This window comes from Psychrobacillus sp. FSL H8-0483, assembly GCF_038637725.1.
Lineage (GTDB): Bacteria > Bacillota > Bacilli > Bacillales_A > Planococcaceae > Psychrobacillus.
This window is the reverse complement of sequence record NZ_CP152052.1, coordinates 294,004-316,487: the sequence shown is the minus strand read 5'-3', so window position 1 is coordinate 316,487 and position 22,484 is coordinate 294,004. Positions and strand designations below refer to the sequence as shown.

Genomic DNA, 22,484 nt, shown 5'->3' with positions numbered 1-22,484 from the left:
AAATTGCATTGTTTATACTGTGTCACTGAAGTTATTCAGAAGGAAAATCTAGTACCCGTATTTGATGAACAATTAAATTCTGTTAAAATGAGTATAGAATTAATAAATCAGAACTGGAATGGTGAATAAACCTTGAAAACATTTAAAAAAATGTATATCGAAATTACCAGTGTATGCAACCTTGCTTGTAGCTTCTGTCCCCCAACAAGTCGAAAAGCGAATATTATTAAACTAGATGCTTTTAACAACATACTAGATCAAATTAAAGACCATACAAAATATATTTACCTTCATGTCAAAGGGGAGCCGCTTCTCCATGCGAGAATCGATCAACTGTTGGATGCTGCTCATGCCAAAGGATTTAAAGTAAATATCACAACGAATGGGACGCTTATTAAAAAGAATCGTGAAAAATTATTAGGTAAACCGGCATTACGCCAAATCAACTTCTCCCTACATAGCTTCGATGGTCATGAAGGATCTGAAAATCGCGAAAAGTACTTAGGAGATATTCTAGAATTTGTTCGCGATTCGAGGGAACATAATACCATTATTTCGTATCGATTATGGAATTTACAAAAAGAAGCAACAACTGAATTAGCGCAGAGAAGAAACCGCGAAACGTTAGAAATCTTAGAAAATGAATATAACTTAGATTACAAAATAGAAGAAAAAGTACAACCAGGTAAAGGCTTAAAAATCGCACAAAACGTTTATCTAAACCAAGACCATGAATTCCAATGGCCAAGCTTACAGGCGCCAGAGGATGATGGCAAAGGATTCTGTCATGCCCTTCGCAGCCAAGCGGCCATTCTTGTCGATGGAACGGTTGTGCCTTGCTGTTTAGACGGAGAAGGCGTGATCAATTTAGGTAATATCAATAAAACCCCGTTCTCAGAAATAATTGAAAGCGATCGAGCAAACGCTCTTTATGACGGGTTTACGCGAAGAGAAGCTGTGGAAGAAATGTGTAGGAAGTGCGGATATAGACAGAGATTTGGAGTGTAATTTTTTTAAATAGGCTCTGTTAAACAACAAGGTTGTTATAGACGAAAACCCACTCGCTTTCCGCCGATTTTCGTCAAAAAAATATATTCTCCACCGCCTACAGAATAAAGTAATGAAATCCTTATAAATAGCCCTCCAATCGATCGGAAACGGACGATTGGAGGGCTATTTTTTATTATTACACTCTAGAACTTAGAACTTAGAACTTAGAACTTAGAACTTAGAACTTAGAACTTAGAACTATTCTTGCATTATGCGAGCACCTATACAATTAAATTCCCAATATTATCCTGAACGAGACGAAACACTCCATGAACACGACAAACAACACATCGAACGCAACAAAACACCTTACGAACACGACAAACGCCCAGCCCAAAGCGACAAATCATCAAAAAGAGGAGGCTGTCTCAAAAGTAAACAACCTCCTTCATACAACTATTCTGATACAAGACGTTTTTTCTTAATTACATGAATTTGACTCAAAATCAGTGCGCCGAACATTTGAATAACAGTCTTCACAATAATTTGGCCTATAATAGCGAATGGTACAGCTTCCCAAGGTAGAAAATTGGCACCAAGTGGACTCAAGCCAATTACTACGAAAATAGCAGAATCTAGAAATCCTCCAACAATTCCGCTGTAGAACACTCTCCAAGCCATTGGTAGTTTCAATCTAGTATAGATCTCTGTATCAGCTGTTTCAGCGACAACAAATGAAAGAGCCGATGCCACCACTATCAACAGTGTATCTCCAAGCATGAATGAAACGAATGCGGATAAGGCTAAAGCTGTAATAATAAATAAATATGTCTTTGATCTTCCGTATTTATTTTGCACAAGATCTCGGAAAATAAAGGTCGCTCCGATCAGAAAAGTTCCCATAGGAACGATAAACATTCCAAGCTGTAATGGTGCAAATGCTGCTGTTACCACATTAGCGGTGACAATAGATAATAAATAGAATAATATTCTCATGATGTTACTCCTCAAGTAAATTTAGATATAATTTTGTGGTTGTCCACTATACGCCTCTTTTATTTCCCCAAACGAGGGCATGCAGCTGTGGCAGTACTTTGACATCTCTTAATTCCTCATCCGCAATGACCGTGTCGATCAACGATTCGTACTTCTCTAATAAATGGGTGATCAACCGCAGATTGTCCGTCGTCGTGATATCGTCATTACCGACCTGGAGATAAAAAGGTATTGTCGGGTACCTCAGGTGAACTTGCTTGGCATAATCATAATCCGCTTCATTAAAAACAACTATTTTGAGAGATATATGCTGCTCACTGTTTCGTTTATTAAGTTTCCCTAAGATATCAGTTAGCACAGAAAAGTCTGTAGTCATTCCGGAACTAGGAGGCTTTGGTGAAATCGTCAGTTCATCGATATCATACAGCCATTCCTGCCACCTGCTTCCCTGTGTCTCCACTCCGATTTTTATCTCATTTTCTTTTAATATTGCAATGAGTGCTTCCAAATTTCGAAGGAGTGCCGGATTGCCACCCGAAATCGTGACAAATGAAAAACCATTGCCTCCAAGACGTTTCAACTCGGACCAAATCTCTTCTGCTGTCATTTGGACAATAAGATGCTTGCCGCTGCCATCCCATGTAAACGATGAATCACACCAGGAACAGGAATAGTCACAGCCTGCAGTCCGCACGAACATCGTCTTCTGGCCCACTACCATTCCCTCACCTTGAATCGTCGGTCCAAAAATCTCCATAACGGGCACCTTACTCAACTTCCATCCACTCCCGTCTCGCTTCAGCATAGCTTGTCGGAGTTTCATACAGCCTGATAAATTCTACACGCGCCCCGGTATATCGTTGTTCCTCAAGCAAGGCTTCGACCAACTTTTCGTAGATCCAGACAACGATGTTCTCTGCCGTCGTATTCATCGGTGGAAGGGTTTCATTTAGATAACGATGATCCAAATAAATCTCTATTTTTTGTTTCCATATCTCTTTTATATCGCCAAAATCTATCATCAAACCACGTTCATCCGTATATCCACTCAATCCTAATACGGCACGATACGTATGACCATGCAGGTTTTTACATTTCCCCTCGTAGTGATGTAAATGATGGGATGCATCAAAGGTAAATTCCTTACTCACAAGAACACGCTTTGAATGATAGTTCAATTGACTCCTTTGAATATCTTCGTCTATTTTTTGGAGCTTATCGACAATTCTAAATTCAGGCATGCCTTAAGACTCCTTCCGAAAGCTTAAATACTCATCAAGCCCTTTTTGTCGCAGCTTACACGCCGGACATTCCCCACAGCCATCTGCTATTACTCCGTTATAGCAGGTCAACGTTTTTTCCCGAACAAACTCCAGCGCCCCGAGCTGATCAGCAAGCTCCCATGTTTGTGCCTTGTTCAGCCACATTAGCGGTGTATCGATCAGAAAGGTATCGTCCATGGATAAATTTAATGTTACGTTTAAGGATTTTACAAAAATATCTCGGCAATCGGGATATCCACTGAAATCAGTTTCACACACGCCAGTCACGATATGCTTGGCTCCCACTTGGCTTGCTAAAACTCCGGCAAAGGAAAGAAAGAGCAAATTACGGCCAGGCACAAAAGTCGAGGGTAGTTCACCTTCTTCTCCGTCTTCTACCGCTATATCTTCTCGTGTCAATGCATTCGGAGCAAGCTGATTCAAGAGCGACATATCTAGTATGTGATGCTTGATACCGAGTTCCTTGGCTATCTCCTTCGCACATTCAATTTCAAGACTATGCCTTTGACCATAATCAAAAGTCACTGCCTCAATCTCTCCAAAACGTTCTTTTGCCCAGAAAAGACAAGTCGTACTGTCTTGACCTCCGCTAAATACAATGATTGCTTTTTCCTGCTTCATCTGTAAAACTCCCTTATCATGAAAAAACAGCATCTTAAGAAAGAATGCTGTTTTCTCCTTAGTTTTTTAAAGAGGGTAGCTAAAAACCTCTTCCTACATATGACTGACTATTCAATTCCTCGTTTATCGATTATCTATTTTTTCTGGATAAAGATCATGATTCATCAAACGATAATGAGCCATCTCTTCGTATTTCGTGCCCGGCTTCCCATAGTTACACCATGGATCAATGGAAAGTCCTCCACGTGGAGTGAATTTCCCCCAGACCTCAATATACCTTGGATCAAGTAATTTAATTAAATCGTTCATAATGATATTTACGCAGTCTTCATGGAAATCCCCGTGATTTCTAAAACTGAATAAATATAATTTTAGTGATTTACTCTCCACTATTTTTTGATCCGGTACGTACGAGATGTACATAGTTGCAAAATCAGGCTGATTCGTAATCGGGCATAAACTAGTAAACTCTGGACAATTAAACTTCACAAAATAATCCCGATTGGAATGAAGATTATCCACTGACTCCAATACCTCTGGTGCATATTGAAATGCATACTGTACACCTTGATTCCCTAACAGGGTTAAATCTTTTAAACTTTCTTCATGATTTCGGCTAGACATAAAAAAAAACCTCCTAATAAAATGTTTCCCAACACTTTATCAAGAGAGGCATCTGCAACTGTTCTATAAAACAAATAGGATAAAAAACATAAAAAAAGCCACGTCCAAATATGGACATGGCGAATAGTCATGTATCCATAGTTTTTTATAGAGGGTATCAGCTATGAACCTCTCCCGATCATTCGGGTACCTATTCATAATATAGAATACTTTGTAAAACGTCAAATAAACGTTTATGTAGATTACTAGAAGAAATGTGTAGGAAATGCCGATATTAGTTTGGGAGTTTAGGACTTTGATGAAAGTAATTTAGATCGATAATCTCTTTTTTAAGAGATTATCAACATTTTTAATATTTTCTTCTAAATTTATGTATAAAATCGAAATAGATTGCCTATATTGGTAATAGAATATGAGATTCAAGGAGGAATAGAAATGAAGAGTCCAATAGATTTACCAGAACTATTACCAGAAACATTAGAAGAGTTATTGAAACTATTATTACAAACGATTGTCGCATAGGGGGGAGATTTTAGATTAATAATGAACCTTGGAAACATAGAATAGTAGATATTTCTACTTGTGTCAGGTAGAGATATCTACTTATTCATTCTACTCCAACATCTCCCTCATCCTCTCCTAAGTAATAAAAAGCTACTTTTTTTGATCAAAAAACATACCCTTATGCCCCTGTGTTATAAAAATTCAAGACTGCAAGTAAACTGTTTGGAATATAAGTACATTTATGAAGTTTCCTTTACAATGATACTTCCCTCCATTAAACTTTTAACGATAACATGCTATATTTTTGCTAGTAAATGTAGACTACATGTGTAGTTTTTTTAATACTAAACTTTAATGATAACGATCCAAGGAGGAAATATTAATGCATAACATCCAAGATATTTTAGAAACTAGAGATTTCATTATGAATAAGACAGACGATCGTCCTGTGATTGGACTGATTCTAGGCTCAGGCTTAGGAACACTTGCGGATGAAATTAAGAATCCGGTCAAAATTCCTTATAGTGAAATTCCTCACTTTGCAAAGTCTGAAGCAATTGGTCATGCGAACGAACTTGTTATAGGAGAATTAAATGGAAAGATTGTAGCAGCGATGAAAGGTCGTTTTCATTATTATGAAGGGTTTACTTTGGATGAAGTAACCTTCCCAGTACGTGTAATGAAAGCACTTGGTATAGAGAATGTGATTATTACAAACGCTTGTGGTGCTGTTAATACAAGCTTTAGTCCCGGAGATTTAATGATCATTACAGACCATATTAATTTAGTTGGGACAAATCCATTAATGGGACCAAACAATGATGAGCTAGGAACTCGCTTTCCTGATTTATCGCAAGTATATAACAAGGAGCTACGTAATATCGCCACTACAGTAGCATCCGAACAAAATATACCTTTGCAGCACGGAGTCTATGCTTGGTGGAGCGGCCCCGCCTACGAAACTCCAGCAGAAATTCGTATGATTCGAACACTAGGAGCTGACGCTGTAGGTATGTCAACAGTACCAGAAGCTATTGTAGCCACACACGGAAATATGAAGGTACTTGGTATTTCTTGCTTAACAAATATGGCATGCGGGATATTAGATCAGCCATTAAATCATGATGAAGTCATCGAAGTTGCGAGTAAAGTAAAAACTAAATTTGTTGGATTGATTAAAGGGGTTTTAGAAAAGATTTAGGTAAAAACTTATAGTTGTGAGTTTGGGACTGCTCATCGTCTACTCCTTTAACGGGGAAACGAGAGTTGATGTAAATGGATGGTTACTTCCATGAGCTCATTTCTTTTTGGTAGTACTGTTACTGATCTTTAACCGTCGCTTCCCTTAGCCTTGATAATACATTTTTTAAAATGTGTAGCTAAGAAAAGTAAAAGGTTTGTACAGATGATCTACTATGTAGTTTTTGATGGAAGGACGACCAGTCCCAACTCCACTTAGAACTATTTCTTTACGAATTTCAGTACGCTTTCCGCATCGCAACAGGTGACAAAACTCTCACAATACATGTACAAAATATCTATTGAAACAAGCTGGAGTCAGATAATACTGATTCCAGCTTGTTTCCTCAAAATTTACTATACTTGATTTAAATTATTTATCGGTGTCTCATTACGTTGGATTCTCAATATATTTTGCACAAAGAAACGATACCTTTTTTCATGAAATTTCGTTCCATCAGGCATACCAGCTGTATGAGGAGTCAATACAACATTTCCTAATTTTCTCAACTCACTATCCAAACTCAAGGGTTCCTCCGTAAATACATCAAGGCAAGCTCCACCAATCACATTATCTTTTAGTGCTTTTATCAAATCTTCTTCACATACAATAGGTCCTCTTGCTGTATTCACAAGCAACGCATTGTTTTTCATATTATTTAAAAATGTACTATCTACTAAATTTCTTGTAGAATCATCAAGGAAAATATTAATTGTAATAACGTCAGAGTTTTTAATCAATGTATCTAAATCAACCAATTCAACGTCATCACTTTGAATATTTTTATTTGTATCATAAGCGAGCACTTTCATGTTGAAAGCTTTTGCCAGTTCAGCTACTCTGGAACCAATTGCACCGAAGCCAATTGTACCTATTGTTTTTCCAAACAGCTCTCCGCCAACATACTCTAGTTTCGTTTCATCTTCTCTATTCTTCATAAATCGATCTAGATATGAAATATTTTTATAATGATTTAGTATTAAAGCTAGAATATGTTCAGCGACTGCATTAGCATTTACTCCAGCCGCATTACTTACCCAAATTTTCCTGTTAGAACACGCTTCAATATCAACATTATCAAAACCTGCACCCGTTTGAACAAATCTCAAATGATGTGCTTTATTTAATAAGGATTCGTTTACTTCGATATGTTCTGGAATTAACACATCGGCTTCACCAATGAATTCATCGATTTGCTGAGGTTCAACGATTTGAATCTTCCAATCCTCCGGAAACGACTGAATAACTCTCTGTTTAGATTGATCGTTAAAGTAACCTGTAATTACAACATTCATTTATATAACACTCCTTGCAATCAGTTTATGCATTTGCCCAAGCTTCAAAGAAAGTACGTTTTAAATTTGCAATTACTAGCTTTGGTGACTCATTTTCAAGACAACCGACTTCAAATGTAATTACTGGCTTGCTTGTAGGTTTAGGACTCTTAAAAAAATCTATATCATGCAAAGTTGTGATAAACTTTGTAAGCTCAACAACACCAACTTCAGAATCCTTAACCCCAAATGGAATGTGCTTATCACCAAAATAACTGACGTCTCTATTTTTAATGTAACTATTCCCTATATGGATGTGAGTTAGATAATCTTTGGCAAGCCACAGTGATTTATTCGGATCTTCTCCCATAATAGGAAGGTGACTTTGGTCAAGTAGGAGACCAAAATTATTGTATTCACTTTGAATAATTCTTGCTACGTTTACTGCCTCATGGGTAGGGCCCAACAAGTATTTACGGTCAACATGCCTATCGCCAATTTCTAGAGAGATGCTAAGCTCATATGCATCAGCTTTATCTTTAGCGTACTTACACAACTTCATTGTTGAATCAATAAAAGCATTTATATTCTGATGTTTACTTTCTTCTCCTTCAAATTTCCCTGTGACGATATGCATAATTTTTGCACCCATCTCGTAGCAATGGTCAACCAGCATTTGACACTGAAGAATAGACTGTTTTCTAATATCAGGATCTAAAGAACTTAAATTAATCTTTAATTCTCTGAAAGCATCTCCACCATTGAAAATGGTTTCCACACAACTATAATCTAAATATTTTTTAACCATCTCTCTTGCCTCTTTATCAGCAATATAAGAGACTTCAACTGCCGTAAAAAAAGGATCTTCCAGTATAGTAATAAGACTTGAAATCATCTCTTCTGGTTTGCTTTGAGAGAATGGAAATAACTTAGGTAACACAATGCCTATACTTGCCGCTTTTTCGTATGGAATCATTACACAATTTTACCTGACTCAATAAGCTCTGGCAGTTCTTTCACAGTACTTATAACATGAGTATGCCAATACTTACCCCACACTTCAATTGGAGTCGACCCTTGAGTCACGCCAATTACCGCTCGACAGCCTGCATTATATCCTTCGAGCATGTCAGCTGGTGTATCACCGATTTTAATAACTTGTCTGATGTTTTGAACATTTAAATACTCCATAGCTTTAAAAACCATAAAAGGTGCAGGTCGTCCTTTACCTTCTGGGACCATATCAAGGTCTACTGCATAATCAATTAAACCATCTTTTACCCAACCTAATGATTCCATAATTACATTGTTAATATCTTTATGAAAACCTGTTCCCGTCGCTACCTTTATTCCATTTTCCTTGCACCATCTCAGGGTTTCTGTGGCACCTTCAATTTCTCGACAGTTTTCTTTATAATAGGAAATCATGTATTCTGTATATTTATGATATATTTTTACAGCTTCATCATGTGTTGTATCGTCAATATCTACCTCGAAATTTTTGAAATCAATCTCTTTTCCATTTGCTCTCGCAATTAAAAATTGATATAAATGGATCTTGTTCGTTCCCATATGAGTGCTAATTTCATCTTTAGTTACGTTTAACCCATACTCAATAGCCGCTTTGTGCAGACAATCTCTTACCCCATTATTATCCTCTACCAATGTTCCAGCTAGATCAAATACAGCTAATGCAATATTTTCTTTCATTATTAATCTCTCCAATTCTCATAATTTAATATAGAACTCTCTGTGACTCTACACAGAGAGTTTTAGTTATTACAGTTACTGATTAAGTGCTTTATCAAGCTCTTCTTGAGCTTTTATTTTCGCCTCTTTTAATGCTTCTGCTGCTGGTATATTTTCAATTAATACCTTATCTTTCGCCAATTCTATTTCATTGTAAATTTTACCACCCGTTGGATCTACAAAAGGAGCAATGCCATTTGTCTTTGCTTGTTCCAATGGAACCGATAAGTATGGATTTTCTTTTAACTTATTTTGATAGACTTCCGTATCCACAGCACTATCTCTCACTGGGATATATCCAGTTTCCACGGCCCAGTATGCTGTTTGCTCTGCTTCTGTAAAGTACTTCACAAACTCCCAAGCTCCCTGTTGTTGTTCTTTAGGAGTATCCTTGAATAAGTTAAACATGACAGCAGTAGCTACAGGTCTCGGCTCGCTTCCTTTAAAACCTTTCTGCATTCCAGTTGCAACTTTAGTGAAATCCAAATCTCCTCCATCACCAGAAGAACCCGTATATCCTGCAGATTTCCCATTCATCATATTGTCAATCGTTTTATACCACCATTCCCATCCATTTCCACCGTATACGGTATCCATGATTTTATCCTCATGAATCCATTTTCTAATCTGGTCCCAAGCATAAATCCATTCTTCCGAGTCGATAGTAACGGTCTTACCATCTTCGCTAACTATATCTCCACCTGCTGAACGAGCATAATCTATCATGTGTTCTGCATACCACATAATGGACCATCCACTAATTCCTTCTTTTTCCTTGATAAGTTTTGCTGCTTCTGCTAATTGTTCGAAGTTTTCTAAAGAATCGTAATCAATATTGTATTTTTCAAAGATATCTTTTCTGTAATACATCATTGGTGACGCAATATATGCCGGGACACCTAAGATTGCATCATTATATTTTCCTTGCTCCAGAAGGAGAAAATCTTCTTTGTTATATTCTGGGTTATTGATATTTTCATCTAATGGTAGCAACACATCATTTTTTGCCAACTTCATAAATTCTGGGTATCGATTAATTGCTAAAGCGGGCGGCTTTTTAGCTGCTAGTGAAGCTTGCAAAGCTTGTAAAGTTTCGCCATAATCTCCTTGGATGATCGGTACGATTTCATATTGTTCATTACTATTATTAAAATCTTGTACTATTTTTCCCATCGTATCTCCAAGTTTGCCGCCAAGACCATAGTAAAATTCAATTTTAATTTTTTCATTACTTTCGGACGTATCTTTTTCCGTTGTAGTACTATTCGAGCACCCTATCACTCCAGCCAAAATAAATATAAAAATCATAGAATAAATCAATATTTTTTTTATTGTCTTGTTCTGATTTTCCACAATATGATCCCTCCGAAAATATGCTACTTTTGTTTTATTAAGTACTTTTCTAACTTATCAATTAGTAGGATATAGTTAACATTCATCACCACCTTTTATTTATTTACATAAAGACTAGACATCGAATTAATAATTTTCTTATTTGAAACTGCCAATAGTATAAACATTGGAAGCAACGAAACAGCCGAGGCAGCCATAGCTAAAGGTAAATCCATACCATAACCAGCCTGACTCATGAACAATCTTCTCAAGCCAATTGTTACGAACATGTTATCCTCTGATTTGATTAACAATGAAGGCCACATATAGTTGTTGTAACTGTAAATGAAAGTAATCAGTATTAATGATGCAATCGCATTTTTGGAATAAGGAATAAATACTGTGAATATTAGCCTTAAATGACCAGCACCATCCAATTTAGCTGCATAAACCACTTCTTTCGGAACTTGAACGAATGTTTGTCGCAAAAAGAAAATAGCAAAAATACTGATAAATTCACTCAAGATATAACCTAAATGCGTATCCAACAAATTCATTTTTGAAATAAGGATGAATGAGGGAATGTAGGTTATAGCTGCTGGCAACATGTACGTTGCCAATATAATAACAAAACAAAATTGCACCCATTTTTTCTTAATCATTGCAAAAACATAAGCAGCTAAAATAGCTGATAAGACCTGAAACACAATGATTATTAAGCTGACATAAATACTGTTCCCTAAAAAAAGGAACATCTTAGTTTCAGTAAATACTCTTAGATAATTTTCAAAGTGAAAAGTTGAAGGTAAAATATTTCCACTGTAAAGCTCGCTTTTAGGTTTGATAGAAACAAGAAACATCCAAATATACGGAAATATCATAATGAACACTAATAAAAATAGTATTAAATAATTTAAGCCTTTCTTAACTCTTGGCAAGACAACTCCACCTCATTTATTAAACAATAGTTTGGATATAATATAATTTATAGAGCTGATCAGAAGACAAATCACAAGGAATATTATTGCCAAAGCAGAAGCTGGTCCAGTTTCATACCATTCAAAAGCTAACACATAAAAATAGTACATGATCGTGGAAGTCGCACCAGAAGGGCCGCCTTGTGTTAAAATGTAAATTTGGTCGTACGCTTTAAGCGAATCTAAAGTAAATAAGATAAACAAAAATAAAAGCATTGGAGAAATAGCCGGCAATGTAATTTTCGTTAATTTTCTTAATCCTTTGCCTCCATCCAAATCATTTGCTTTCTCCACCTCAGGGTCTAACTTTGCCAAAGAAGAGGTTAGTAACAAGATAGATAAACCTAAATATCGCCAAACAGTTACGACGATTACTACAATCATGGAGCTAGTTTGTCCACCCAACCACTCAACCGGTGCGATGCCTACAACTTCTAATATTGCATTAATGATTCCCGTATCTTTATCGAAAACACTAACCCATACCATTGAAACAACGATAGTTGGCGTAATCCATGATGAGAAAATAGTAGCAACAAAGAAAGTACGAAGTGCTTTTATTTTGCTCAATAGGATAGCCACGTACAATCCTAGAATGATTGGCGGCACTACTGTAAAGGTAGTAAACACCAGCGTATTAATTAATACTTTTATAAAAAATGAATCACCTATAAAGTCTTTATAATTTTCCAATCCCACATAATTAAATTCGGGGGAAATGTAGTTCCAATCTGTAAAACTAATGTGAAAAGTACTAACCATAGGGTATATCCAAAAAACAACTAATGGAATTAGTATTGGCAGTAACAGGGCGAACGACCATAAGTTATCTTTTATACTTCTGCTAGTTAATCCACTCATTTATTCAAACTCCCTAATGATGTCATTAATTTCCTCACCATTGCAATCGTGCTGGATTTGAGACAATTTGGCTAAAGTAGGTGCAATATTTTCTATTCGCTCTTGTTCGATAATCTTTCCCTTGTTGATTTGATCGCCAATGCATACCATAAATCCATTCATTTCATCAACCGCGGTAGGGTGATACCCATGTAAACTTTTCAATTCCTTGTATTTCGGTTCTTCTGGAGTGAAAATATCTTCACCGCATACCGTGTGTTTTAAATCCAAGATGCCAACAGGTTTAAACTGTGAATTAGACTCGGCTTCTACCTCATAGAAATGATTCACTTCATTCAAATCATTGAAATAGTCCATAATTTCTCTGTTTTGCTGGCGGTCCAACAAGCTGTAAAACAACAATGAGCCGCTTCCATCGGTAATAAATCTTATTTCCTGCTCAAACAAATGCTTCTTCCAACGAGTTTGTGCCAATACTTCATTTGGATAAAAGAACGTTTCAACATCACTTTGACCATGATCTGAAAATACAAGCAGGTTGTATGATTTTTGGGATTTTTCTAACATGTTATAAATTTGATTAACATATTCAAATAAAATTTGTACATGTTCAGTTGCCTCTAAAGAGTCCTTTCCGTATTTATGGGACAGGGCATCATAACCAATGAACCTTGTAGCTATAAAAGGATAAGAATTCGATTCAATCGACTGCATCGTTTCATGCAATGCGATTCTATCAATCTCGTATACAGAATCAGGTTTTTGAATCTTTTTTTTACTACTTGATTCAGTAACTAAATGATTAATATATGGGTTACCAGACGTTAGCGGCCAATGGATAGAACTACTCTTCAAGTTATTCATAGAAAGTGAGTGAAATAATGTTTGTCTATGTAAAGCTTCATTACAAATGATTTCATGATCGTCATACAACGGGATTCTTTCTATTGTTTCGGAACGAGATAAAATATTATCAAACACACTATGTTTATGATGATTGTTCCCGGTTATTGCTGTAGCATGAGCATTAAATGTAACCGAAGGAAACGTTGTGATGATTTTCTTGATATACGAAAATCCATTACTAATGAATTGCTGTGAATAACGCTCAAAAATTTTATAACTTAAACCATCTATTGAAATAAGAACATTCATTGGAATCTCCTTAAATTTTTTTGAGTATTTTTGTCAAACATGTTAAGATTGTTCGCTTTCATTTTCACATTTAACTTTTGACCTTTTTCATAGGTTTGAGTAAAGCTTTCTTTCACAAGGAAATTGAGTGTCTTATATTTTAAGTGTATTAACACATCAGTACCTATAATTTCTGTAAACAAGACCTCCATTTTTAGTGCATTATGCTCTTCTTCTGTAATGTAACAATGCTCGGGTCTAATTCCTGCTACAACATTTGGATTATCTTTAATCGTTTCTAATGGCAGGTCTGTCTCCAATAAAACCCCGTCAATATCGACATGAACTTGTTGATTTTGATGTACTAGAGTAGCATCTAAATAATTGATGGGAGGTGAACTGATAAAGTTAGCTACGAACATATCTACAGGGCAGTTTATTATTTCCATAGGAGTACCTATTTGCCTAAATTCCCCTTCTGCCATAATCGCGATTCGATCGCCTAGAGTAACAGCTTCCACCTGATCATGCGTTACATAAATAAAAGTGGAGTTCAAGCGCTCATGAAGCTTTTTAATTTCAATTCTCATTTCATTTCTTAACTTTGCATCTAAATTAGATAACGGCTCGTCCATCAAAAAAACTTTCGGTTCTTTTACAATAGCTCTTCCTATTGCAACACGCTGCTTTTGGCCTCCTGACAATTGGCTAGGAAAACGTTTCAATAATGAAGTAATTTGCAATATCTCTGCCGCATTATTGATCCGTCTTTCTCTTTCAATCTTTTTGACCTTCTTTATTTTCAAACCATAAGCCATATTTTCAAATACAGTCATATGTGGATAAAGAGCATAATTTTGAAAAACCATCGCTACTCCTCGGTCCTTCGGTTCCACTTCGTTTACACAAACATCACCAATGTATACATCACCTTGTGTAATATCTTCAATTCCAGCAATCATTCTCAGCAAAGTGGATTTACCACATCCAGATGGACCAAGCAACACTAAGAACTCTTTATCTTTAATATCCAGACTTATATCATCTAGTGTTTTTTTTTCATTCGTATATTGTTTCGACAATGACTTTAACGTAATAGTTGACATCTTAAAAAATCTCCTCATCAAATTCTTATAGTTGGCGTCATTGTTCCAGCTACACGACAACGATTACTTTAACTGGACTTTTGAAGCCACATCTTAAACACCTAAGGAAGCCGATATACAAAAGTAAAAACAAATAATCCTTAGCAAAATTCTGGCAGCTAATCTACACATCCTCGATTTATCTTTTTTTCATTTGTAAATTTTACAATATTTTTAATTTTATGTTTATTTCGCATTTTATATTTGGTATTATTGATTTGCAACACGTTTGCGTACAAAAAATATTGTACACTCAATATAAAATCTTAATGTGAACTAAGTATTAACCTTAGGTAAATTCTTTGTTAAGTAGCCTCGTAGAATTGTATAAAGGATAGGAGAGTATCATGAATAAGACAACTACACAAACTGAGAAAGAGATGTCTCTACGCATCGCAGAATTAAGAAATCATATCATTGATGCCATTGCGCAAACGATGGATCTATACGGAGCCAATTATTCATTCGGGAAACTTTATGGCTTCATGTTTTTCGAAGATAAACCGATGACACTTGAGGATATGAAAGAATATATGAACATGAGCAAGAGCAACATGAGCTATGCTATCCGTTCACTGCTTGAATCTAGAATGGTCACAAAACTAGAGGAAAAAAAGGACCGAAAGGATCTATATGTGGCAGAGACTGATTTTTTCCAAACATTCCGTGTCTTTTTTACAATGAAGCTACAGAGAGAAATCGATGTCATGCTCGGGGCAATTAACGAGGTGCTTCCCGAACTTTCGGAGATCGTACTTTCGAAAGACCTCAGTGATGAAGAGAGGCAGGAATTACTTCGAGACCTCAATAAGCTGCGACACGGTGTCGAATATTATACTTGGCTTCAGCAGTTTGTAAACAATCTGATGGACAATGGATTTCCAGATCAGAAATAGGTTTTATCGACAAGATAGCTGATACATTTTAGAGAAGGTTTAATAAAAGATTTTCATCATTTTTTTACAAAACTTTTTGAAATACATAAAGCCTCAAATAGTTAGAGAGTGGAACTCACATCCCTAACTGTTTGAGGCTTTACAAAGAGCATCCTATTTAATTTAAACCCAAAACCCCTCTGAGTTAATAAGAGGTGCATCCGTCATACTATCTTTCCATCCATCGCCTTCCGAACGTATAACATTATGTGGTTGATTACTCATATTGTAGTACTTTCCATATTCCGAGAAATCAATTGATGAAACAGGTTGTGCAATGATTTTCATACCTTACCCTCTCCCCGTTATTTATGTCATTTAGACATGAAACAGTCGAACGTATTGTCTAGGAGAACATTCTGCTCTTTCATAAAGTCGATAATCTCCTCGTTTGAAGCCACTCCTCCACGAGGACCCATGACAGTTACTGCTCGAGCAGCAGCAGCGTTTGCATAACGGGCTACAAGTGTTAAATTATCACTTTTATTTAGGGCATGGATAAACGAACTGCAAAATGTATCTCCTGCTCCAGTTACATCAACAACTTCAACTGGGATTCCTGGAACTTGAATCTGCTCATCCTTTGTATATACAACACACCCGTCTTCTGCATGTGTAACGACTACGATTTCCGTTCCAAATTCAAATAATTGGGCAACAGCTTGTTCAGCTGTTTTCTCTTTTCGATAGGTGTCAAAACCAATCGTGTTGAAAAATACAATGTCCATCTCTTCAATAAATAATTCGTCACCTGCTTCTAAATGAGCGACATCCAAATCATAGACCATTTTCGCACCACTTGCTCTGACTTTCTTAATAATATCGAGTGCGTCCATATCTCCACATCGTAAAGGTCTGATTTCTGAAATACATGTATATACGTATTTTGCCTTACACATTGCATCGATAATTTCATTCGTTATTTCAAAATGAGTAATGCCCAATGTCGGGATAAATAATGTATGGTCATCTTCTGCTAATATAATCATATTCTTCGCATCTGGCAGCGAATCATCATAGAGAATATACCGTGTATCTATTCCTCTATCTTGTAAATCCTTACAGAGAATTTGTGTAATACTTCCACTATTAAGCAAAGCAAGATAGTAAATGTTTTCATTAAAAGCTGCATAGACACTTGCTGCATTCGCTATCATTCCGCCGACGTAAGCGTCTAACGTCTCCACAAGGACTTTTTCACGAATCCCAGGCCAATACGGAGACCTATAATATTGGTCTAACGCAATGTCTCCAACAAAAAAAGAATAATCACTCTTCATGTGTACCCCTCCTTACCGATAGGAAAAGCCTATCGTACGTTCTTTATTTGAGTCATAAAATGACGCACGTTTTCAACACTAACATTTCCATCATCCTTAAATGTGTCCTTCAAATAGCTTCCTACAATTGCAGCATCCGCTACTTCAAGTTGCTCTTTAAAGTTATCTGCAGTTAGACCCGCACCAATAACAAGCTGAAAGTCATTCCCCATAATCCTTCTAAATTCCTTGATTTTCGTAATATCTGTTTCTAGACCTGTCCCCTCGCCTGTCACAACGATTGCGTCGCATCTAGTCATCCCAATTGTTAAATCCTCTTCTAACGTTCTTCCTGACAAATAAGGTTGATATTTAAATCTGACGCCACCAAGTACAAAGGCATTCGTTTGTTTGCGTGCATCCATAATCCATTCATCAAACTCACGATCTTCATCTAGGTGCAGATGTCCTGCAACCGAATCCAACTGAATGAATTTCACATCGTATTTAACAGCAAGTTCAAACGCTTTCTTATCATTATCAAGAACATTGACACCATAAATGATGTTTTTTCGTTCTGAATATAGATAGTTCAACACTTCTTCCACCACTTCAGGGGGACCGAAATAATTTTCAATGATTACAGCGTCAACGCCATTGTCAATCAATTGATCGATTTCCAGTTTAGCAATTTCAACCTTTTCTTCATTGCTTTCACCTTTCAAATGAATCATTGCCAATATAGGTTTGTTCACATTAAATAAGCTTAGAAAATCCTCTGTTTGAATACGCAATCCCTTCACCTCATACCATTTTTTTGTGTTTATGTATTCATTATTTCTTGTTTAGTAGTTCCACCAGTTCATGTCGGTAGATGATATTCCCTTCCATGCCGAGTTCTTCAGAAATCTCTCCAATTTGAGGCTTTTTAAGCCTGGCCTCCTTTAAGATTTCTGTAGACCAAAATGTATTCCGTGCCGAATCATCTGCAATAATCCTTTTATTTGCCATGGTTATCACACGTGTAAAATTATCTGCTACAAACTCCATATCATGAGTAATTGTAATGACACATTTACCCTCTTCCTGTAATCTATCTAACAAGTTTGTGAGTGTTTGAATACCATGTAAATCTTGTCCTGCAGTTGGTTCATCAAGGATGATATATGGAGTTTCTAAGGCCAACACCATGGCTATAGTTACAAATTTCCTGATCGAATAGGGCACATCGAATGGATTCATATTTAAATAGCCTTTGATCCCAGTCAATTCAACTGCTCTACTTACACGCCGCTCGATTTCCTGTGCACCTAGTTTTAAATAATGAAGCATGTATTCAATTTCTTTTTGCACATTACTATTAAAAATCTGATCATCTGGATTTTGAAAAACGTAGCCAACATAGGCGGAAGTTTGGGCCGTGGTTTGCGCTTTGGTATTCACGCCATTAATGAGCACATCACCGCTCGTAGGTTTGTTTAACCCATTCATTAACTTCACCGCTGTCGTCTTTCCCGCTCCATTCTGTCCTACAATTGCTACTCTTTCCCCTTTTCTTATGATCAAATTTAGCTCTTCGTTAGCTACATGTCCATCAGGGTAAGCAAACGAAACATTCTTTAACTCAATCGCTTCCATTTACACACCTACCCTTTGTTTGATCTGTTCTATTACCTGGGATTTCGTTATCGCGATTGTATCGAAAGCTTCATCCGCCTTTTGCATGTCGTAACTAAGCATAGCTGCTTGAGGAAGCATAACACCCATCTGAAGAAGCTCTATATTGGAAAGCACATCTAGCGTTGAACCGCTTAAGGCAATCCGACCATCTTTTAACACGATAACCTCATCCGAGTATTCCGCTATCAAATCCACTTTATGTTCAACTAGAAAAATAGTTTTCCCTTGTTCCTTTAACAAATTGATAATCGCAAAAATCTCAGCAGTACTCTCCGGATCGAGCTGTGAAGTCGGTTCATCGATCACAAGGATATCGTTATTCATGGCAATAATGGATGCAAATGCAACGCGTTGTTTTTGACCACCTGAAAGATTATTCGGGTTTTTCTTGATAAGTTGTTCCAGTTTTAAAAGCTTCACAACTTCGATGACTCTATCGATCAACTCTTCTTTTTCCACACCTAGATTTTCAAGGCCTAGCGCAATTTCTTCAAAGACAGTGTCTTTAATGCCACTGATCTGCGTAAACGGATTTTGAAATATATATCCTATTTTGGTGGATAATAAATTACTATCCCAATTGCGAACATCTTTCCCTTCAATCAAAACATCACCCGTAAGATCACCTTCAAAAAAATGAGGAATCATCCCTCTAAGTAAATTACAAAATGTTGTTTTTCCACTTCCGTTGGCTCCAATAATACCGTAGCATTTCCCTGTTTCAAACGCATAATTCAGCTCTTGGAGAGCGAATTCTTCTGTATAGGGATACTTATAGGATACATTTTTAAGTGAAATACAGTTCATCCAACAACCCTCCATACGATAAATCCTATAAAAGCAAGATTGACGATAAGCAAAATTATTTTCTCAGACAGAGGAACCGGCCGTAATTCGCGTAAATGCGTATTTTTTGCGGGTGCATAAAATGCTCTTGCATCCATTGCAATCGCCTTTTCTTCTGAATTGGAGATAGCCCCTAAAAACAATGGTCCTAGTATCGGGAAAAAAGCTTTGATGCGATTAATGGCTTTTCCCTCCGTCTCGATTCCCCTCGCTTTCTGTGATTCCATAATTAGCTTCGACATGCTTCCAAGGTCAATAATGGACTGGAGCGAAGAAAGAATAACGTAGGTAGCCGTAGGAGAGACACCCTTTTTTTCTAGGGCAAGCATTAAGTCTTTCGCTTGCGTCGCAACACTATAAAATACAAGCGCTCCGCAAATTGCCACAACTAATGTAGCAAACTGTATTCCGTGGTCCACGCCTTCTTGCGTAATTGTTAGAAAGCCGAATTTCATCAGTACATCTTCTCCGGGTATGAACATCGCCCTCATTATGAAGAGTAACGAACCAATTAGAAGTCCAAGCCGAATATAGACTTTTGAGAACTGTTTGATACGACTGGACGCTGTTGCGAGAATAAAATAAAAAAGGATAACCGCTACACTAACTATCCAACTCTTAGCGACAATCGGGATAATCGCTAAAATGAGGATAATATTTAACTTACTTAGTGGATTAAGATCTAAAAACCAATTATTTTGTACTTGTGCTTTTCTAAACGAATCGATAAATGCATAATCCATGTACATGTCTCCTCTTCAAAAGTGGTGGTAGTTCTATCATTCAAATTATGTAAAAAAAATTTCCCCACATGCAGAAATACGCTACATGGGGGGATAAGCGAATACACTATAAAGTTCTACTCACTGTTATGCTACTTTTACAGTCGCACCTTGCAACTTATCCTTGTCAATTAGAACGTGTCCAAGTGGAAGCTTAGCCAATGTTCGTACTGGAATACTTTTAAGAATGAAAAATACAATAATTAACGTCGGAACTTTATCAAGTAAATCAGCAAATAACTCAGAAATAAATGCACCTGCCTGTACCGATAACCCCATTGTCATTAGCACGCCAGTAATCATACCTGTCGTCCCTGCACCTAAACCATCAAATAACAAAATAGTAATCATTGATCCAACGCCTCCGCCAATAATAGCGAAACCCAAACCAGCAAAAACTGTTTTCCATAGTTTTTTAAATACACCTTTTTTCGATAAATAACCAGCAAGTAAACCGAAACCGATATTCAACCAAATGTAAGCAAGTGATGTTGGATTTGTAACGGAAATACTAACGTTTGTGATTGCTCCAACAATTGCTCCTGGTATTCCCCCGCAAAGTGCACCTACTGTAATTGTTCCAATCGAATCCAGATAGAGCGGTAATTTTAATAAGAGTGCAATTTGACCCCCTATAAAGTTGACCGCAATCCCAATTGGAATTAAAAAGATTGTTAACTTATTCATTTTTTTCACACGACATCCCCCTTTTAATTTTTTATAGAAATTAAATAAAATTATTTAATCTTTACAATCTGAATACATCACTTTCCGAAATGTATACGCTTCCATCAAATTAAAAAATTTATTTGGACGAGTTAATACTCGTCATTATATTGAATTCAATAGTGGGTGCATAAACGATTTTCACTTTTTCTATCTTTCTATTGTTTTGATCGTATACATTACCTTCCGCTTTCAGTAATGCAACTTCTTCTCCATTTAACTCTAGTATGTTTCTCATTTGGTCATCAATTAAAATCGGTGACAAAGAGACTTCCGACCGAGTCGGCTTAACTCGATACTGTTCACGCAGTATTTTGTAAAGCGATTCATTTTCAAAATTATTTTTGTCTAGGTCTGGAAATAAGTTCACTGGAAGCAATGAAGTATCAATCATCAAGTAGGTAACGGAATCTTCCTTTTGTACGCCACGGGCTCGCGTCAACTGATAGTATTCTGTTCCATCAATTGTCACCCTGTTTTGTTCTAATACTTTCGAAACGGCTAGCTCATTACGGTTTTTCAAATAATCAGTAAAGCCACCAAAATTGGTAATACTGTACTGAAGTGGACTTAGTCGAACGAAAGTACCTTTCCCACGAACTTGATGGACTAGCCCCTCATTCACTAACAAAGACAAGGCTTTTCTAATGGTACCGCGAGTCGTATCAAACAACTTCATCATCTCTGTTTCAGATGGAATCGCTTCCCCTTGTATATACTCACCATTTACTATCTTCAACCTCAATTGACGATACAGTTGAATATACAAAGGAGTAAAATCATTCTTATCTAGCAATTCAAATCCTCCTTCATTCACATTAAAGTAGTTGACCACTTATGTGTACAAGTTAATAATAAAACAATAACTTATTAGTGTCAATAGTCTGTTTATTCTTTATTTTTTAACAAATTAAGGGTAACACCTGTAACTTGTGTATGATGACAATCCGAAGGACGTCAACTGCATACAAAAAAGAAGTCACTAACATTGACTTCAGACAGTAATTTAGACCGATAATCTCTTTTTTAATAGATTATCAACATTTTTAAAATTTTCTTCTAAATCTATGTATAAAATCGAAATAGATTGCCTATATTGTTAATAGAATACGAGATTCAAGGAGGAATAGAAATGAAGAGTCCAATAGATTTACCAGAACTATTACCAGAAACATTAGAAGAGTTATTGAAACTATTATTACAAACGATTGTCGCATAGGGGGAGATTTTAGATTAATAATGAACCATGGAAACATAGAAAAGTAGATATTTCTACTTGTGTCAGGTAGAGATATCTACTTATTTATTATGCTCCAACATCTCCCCCACTTTCTCCTAAAACCATTTTCCTCATACAATCAGTACAACTAAATAGCTCTGCAATCATTTTTGTCCAACACTATGTATTACAAACCCTTTTTCTATTATTAGGTTGTACTCCAAGTGAACAATCCCATTCAAATGTCTAAACCTAAAATATTTTGCAAAAAAAAACACGCATATTGAGCGTGTTTAAGAATTTTTAT

Annotated in this window: 26 protein-coding genes; 5 read left to right on the top strand and 21 right to left on the bottom strand. The window is 36.4% G+C overall.

Annotation, left to right across the window (positions count from 1 at the left end):
• The first annotated feature begins 132 nt into the window (after positions 1–132).
• Positions 133–1,008, top strand: coding sequence for a radical SAM/SPASM domain-containing protein (locus tag MHB48_RS01595; RefSeq protein ID WP_340917201.1), 876 nt, complete (start codon positions 133–135; stop codon positions 1,006–1,008).
• Positions 1,009–1,446: 438 nt separating this feature from the next.
• Here the strand turns inward: MHB48_RS01595 and MHB48_RS01590 are convergent, their stop codons facing one another.
• The 5 genes from MHB48_RS01590 to queF all read right to left on the bottom strand — a co-directional run bounded on the left by MHB48_RS01590 (position 1,447) and on the right by queF (position 4,514).
• Entirely contained in the window at positions 1,447–1,986 is a 540-nt protein-coding gene (locus MHB48_RS01590; protein WP_342599845.1) for a VUT family protein, read from the bottom strand.
• 46 nt (positions 1,987–2,032) lie between these two features.
• The gene (queE, locus tag MHB48_RS01585) at positions 2,033–2,761 is read right to left on the bottom strand and encodes a 7-carboxy-7-deazaguanine synthase QueE (RefSeq protein ID WP_342599844.1); all 729 of its coding nucleotides are present in this window, start codon (positions 2,759–2,761) and stop codon (positions 2,033–2,035) included.
• Complete coding sequence (gene queD, locus MHB48_RS01580; protein ID WP_342599843.1) at positions 2,754–3,227, bottom strand: 6-carboxytetrahydropterin synthase QueD; 474 nt, start codon at positions 3,225–3,227, stop codon at positions 2,754–2,756. Before queD ends, queE begins: the two co-directional genes overlap by 8 nt.
• Positions 3,228–3,230: 3 nt before the next feature.
• Positions 3,231–3,890 carry a 7-cyano-7-deazaguanine synthase QueC gene (gene queC, locus MHB48_RS01575; RefSeq protein WP_342599842.1) on the bottom strand — a complete coding sequence of 220 codons (660 nt, stop codon included), beginning with the start codon at positions 3,888–3,890 and terminating at the stop codon, positions 3,231–3,233.
• A 123-nt stretch (positions 3,891–4,013) separates the two neighbouring features.
• Positions 4,014–4,514 carry a preQ(1) synthase gene (gene queF, locus MHB48_RS01570; RefSeq protein ID WP_342599841.1) on the bottom strand — a complete coding sequence of 167 codons (501 nt, stop codon included), beginning with the start codon at positions 4,512–4,514 and terminating at the stop codon, positions 4,014–4,016.
• A 399-nt stretch (positions 4,515–4,913) separates the two neighbouring features.
• Here queF and MHB48_RS01565 point away from each other — a divergent pair, with 399 nt between their 5' ends.
• On the top strand, positions 4,914–5,036 hold the full coding sequence (locus MHB48_RS01565; protein ID WP_340917187.1) for a hypothetical protein: 123 nt from the start codon (positions 4,914–4,916) through the stop codon (positions 5,034–5,036).
• A 364-nt stretch (positions 5,037–5,400) separates the two neighbouring features.
• A complete protein-coding gene (locus MHB48_RS01560) occupies positions 5,401–6,219 on the top strand; it encodes a purine-nucleoside phosphorylase (RefSeq protein ID WP_342599840.1) in 819 nt (272 codons plus the stop codon).
• A 395-nt stretch (positions 6,220–6,614) separates the two neighbouring features.
• Here MHB48_RS01560 and MHB48_RS01555 read toward each other — a convergent pair whose 3' ends face one another.
• The 8 genes from MHB48_RS01555 to ugpC all read right to left on the bottom strand — a co-directional run bounded on the left by MHB48_RS01555 (position 6,615) and on the right by ugpC (position 14,691).
• On the bottom strand, positions 6,615–7,553 hold the full coding sequence (locus MHB48_RS01555) for an NAD(P)-dependent oxidoreductase (protein ID WP_342599839.1): 939 nt from the start codon (positions 7,551–7,553) through the stop codon (positions 6,615–6,617).
• A 25-nt stretch (positions 7,554–7,578) separates the two neighbouring features.
• Positions 7,579–8,508 (bottom strand): TIM barrel protein, encoded by a 930-nt coding sequence (locus tag MHB48_RS01550; RefSeq protein WP_342599838.1) that lies wholly within the window; start codon positions 8,506–8,508, stop codon positions 7,579–7,581.
• Positions 8,508–9,242, bottom strand: coding sequence for an HAD hydrolase-like protein (locus MHB48_RS01545; RefSeq protein WP_342599837.1), 735 nt, complete (start codon positions 9,240–9,242; stop codon positions 8,508–8,510). The genes MHB48_RS01550 and MHB48_RS01545 overlap by 1 nt, the downstream gene beginning before the upstream one ends.
• 75 nt (positions 9,243–9,317) lie before the next feature.
• A complete protein-coding gene (locus tag MHB48_RS01540) occupies positions 9,318–10,634 on the bottom strand; it encodes an ABC transporter substrate-binding protein (RefSeq protein WP_342599836.1) in 1,317 nt (438 codons plus the stop codon).
• A gap of 95 nt (positions 10,635–10,729) precedes the next feature.
• Positions 10,730–11,551, bottom strand: coding sequence for a carbohydrate ABC transporter permease (locus MHB48_RS01535; RefSeq protein ID WP_342599835.1), 822 nt, complete (start codon positions 11,549–11,551; stop codon positions 10,730–10,732).
• A 12-nt stretch (positions 11,552–11,563) separates the two neighbouring features.
• A complete protein-coding gene (locus tag MHB48_RS01530) occupies positions 11,564–12,451 on the bottom strand; it encodes a sugar ABC transporter permease (protein WP_342599834.1) in 888 nt (295 codons plus the stop codon).
• A complete protein-coding gene (locus MHB48_RS01525) occupies positions 12,452–13,606 on the bottom strand; it encodes an alkaline phosphatase family protein (RefSeq protein WP_342599833.1) in 1,155 nt (384 codons plus the stop codon). It lies immediately after the preceding gene.
• The gene (gene ugpC / locus MHB48_RS01520; RefSeq protein WP_342599832.1) at positions 13,603–14,691 is read right to left on the bottom strand and encodes a sn-glycerol-3-phosphate ABC transporter ATP-binding protein UgpC; all 1,089 of its coding nucleotides are present in this window, start codon (positions 14,689–14,691) and stop codon (positions 13,603–13,605) included. Before ugpC ends, MHB48_RS01525 begins: the two co-directional genes overlap by 4 nt.
• Positions 14,692–15,077: 386 nt before the next feature.
• Between ugpC and MHB48_RS01515 the strand changes: the two genes are divergently transcribed.
• On the top strand, positions 15,078–15,626 hold the full coding sequence (locus MHB48_RS01515) for a winged helix DNA-binding protein (protein WP_342599831.1): 549 nt from the start codon (positions 15,078–15,080) through the stop codon (positions 15,624–15,626).
• Between the two features lie 162 nt (positions 15,627–15,788).
• On the opposite strand, the gene MHB48_RS01510 is transcribed toward MHB48_RS01515, so the two are convergent.
• From MHB48_RS01510 to MHB48_RS01475, 8 genes are all read right to left on the bottom strand, one after another.
• Positions 15,789–15,953: a hypothetical protein gene (locus MHB48_RS01510; protein ID WP_342599830.1), complete on the bottom strand. Its 165-nt coding sequence runs from the start codon at positions 15,951–15,953 to the stop codon at positions 15,789–15,791.
• Positions 15,954–15,979: 26 nt separating this feature from the next.
• Positions 15,980–16,945, bottom strand: a complete 966-nt coding sequence (locus MHB48_RS01505) for a carbohydrate kinase family protein (RefSeq protein WP_342599829.1) — start codon at positions 16,943–16,945, stop codon at positions 15,980–15,982.
• Positions 16,946–16,974: 29 nt separating this feature from the next.
• Complete coding sequence (locus tag MHB48_RS01500; RefSeq protein WP_342599828.1) at positions 16,975–17,718, bottom strand: BtpA/SgcQ family protein; 744 nt, start codon at positions 17,716–17,718, stop codon at positions 16,975–16,977.
• 40 nt (positions 17,719–17,758) lie between these two features.
• A complete protein-coding gene (locus MHB48_RS01495) occupies positions 17,759–18,562 on the bottom strand; it encodes an ABC transporter ATP-binding protein (protein ID WP_342599827.1) in 804 nt (267 codons plus the stop codon).
• Positions 18,563–19,411: an ABC transporter ATP-binding protein gene (locus MHB48_RS01490; protein WP_342599826.1), complete on the bottom strand. Its 849-nt coding sequence runs from the start codon at positions 19,409–19,411 to the stop codon at positions 18,563–18,565. It abuts the gene before it with no gap.
• Positions 19,408–20,193, bottom strand: coding sequence for an energy-coupling factor transporter transmembrane component T (locus MHB48_RS01485; RefSeq protein WP_340917167.1), 786 nt, complete (start codon positions 20,191–20,193; stop codon positions 19,408–19,410). Before MHB48_RS01485 ends, MHB48_RS01490 begins: the two co-directional genes overlap by 4 nt.
• 126 nt (positions 20,194–20,319) lie before the next feature.
• A complete protein-coding gene (locus tag MHB48_RS01480; protein WP_340917164.1) occupies positions 20,320–20,928 on the bottom strand; it encodes a hypothetical protein in 609 nt (202 codons plus the stop codon).
• Between the two features lie 109 nt (positions 20,929–21,037).
• Positions 21,038–21,754, bottom strand: a complete 717-nt coding sequence (locus tag MHB48_RS01475) for a GntR family transcriptional regulator (protein WP_342599825.1) — start codon at positions 21,752–21,754, stop codon at positions 21,038–21,040.
• A gap of 300 nt (positions 21,755–22,054) precedes the next feature.
• Here MHB48_RS01475 and MHB48_RS01470 point away from each other — a divergent pair, with 300 nt between their 5' ends.
• Positions 22,055–22,177, top strand: coding sequence for a hypothetical protein (locus MHB48_RS01470; protein WP_340917160.1), 123 nt, complete (start codon positions 22,055–22,057; stop codon positions 22,175–22,177).
• Positions 22,178–22,484: the final 307 nt, after the last annotated feature.

Bases quoted from the DNA above. Each gene is read 5' to 3' on its own strand.
- MHB48_RS01590 (WP_342599845.1), bottom strand. From the start codon at position 1,986: ATGAGAATATTATTCTATTTATTATCTATTGTCACCGCTAATGTGGTA.
- queD (WP_342599843.1), bottom strand. From the start codon at position 3,227: ATGCCTGAATTTAGAATTGTCGATAAGCTCCAAAAAATAGACGAAGAT.
- queC (WP_342599842.1), bottom strand. From the start codon at position 3,890: ATGAAGCAGGAAAAAGCAATCATTGTATTTAGCGGAGGTCAAGACAGT.
- queF (WP_342599841.1), bottom strand. From the start codon at position 4,514: ATGTCTAGCCGAAATCATGAAGAAAGTTTAAAAGATTTAACCCTGTTA.
- MHB48_RS01560 (WP_342599840.1), top strand. From the start codon at position 5,401: ATGCATAACATCCAAGATATTTTAGAAACTAGAGATTTCATTATGAAT.
- MHB48_RS01555 (WP_342599839.1), bottom strand. From the start codon at position 7,553: ATGAATGTTGTAATTACAGGTTACTTTAACGATCAATCTAAACAGAGA.
- MHB48_RS01550 (WP_342599838.1), bottom strand. From the start codon at position 8,508: ATGATTCCATACGAAAAAGCGGCAAGTATAGGCATTGTGTTACCTAAG.
- MHB48_RS01545 (WP_342599837.1), bottom strand. From the start codon at position 9,242: ATGAAAGAAAATATTGCATTAGCTGTATTTGATCTAGCTGGAACATTG.
- MHB48_RS01530 (WP_342599834.1), bottom strand. From the start codon at position 12,451: ATGAGTGGATTAACTAGCAGAAGTATAAAAGATAACTTATGGTCGTTC.
- MHB48_RS01525 (WP_342599833.1), bottom strand. From the start codon at position 13,606: ATGAATGTTCTTATTTCAATAGATGGTTTAAGTTATAAAATTTTTGAG.
- ugpC (WP_342599832.1), bottom strand. From the start codon at position 14,691: ATGTCAACTATTACGTTAAAGTCATTGTCGAAACAATATACGAATGAA.
- MHB48_RS01515 (WP_342599831.1), top strand. From the start codon at position 15,078: ATGAATAAGACAACTACACAAACTGAGAAAGAGATGTCTCTACGCATC.
- MHB48_RS01510 (WP_342599830.1), bottom strand. From the start codon at position 15,953: ATGAAAATCATTGCACAACCTGTTTCATCAATTGATTTCTCGGAATAT.
- MHB48_RS01505 (WP_342599829.1), bottom strand. From the start codon at position 16,945: ATGAAGAGTGATTATTCTTTTTTTGTTGGAGACATTGCGTTAGACCAA.
- MHB48_RS01495 (WP_342599827.1), bottom strand. From the start codon at position 18,562: ATGGAAGCGATTGAGTTAAAGAATGTTTCGTTTGCTTACCCTGATGGA.
- MHB48_RS01490 (WP_342599826.1), bottom strand. From the start codon at position 19,411: ATGAACTGTATTTCACTTAAAAATGTATCCTATAAGTATCCCTATACA.
- MHB48_RS01485 (WP_340917167.1), bottom strand. From the start codon at position 20,193: ATGGATTATGCATTTATCGATTCGTTTAGAAAAGCACAAGTACAAAAT.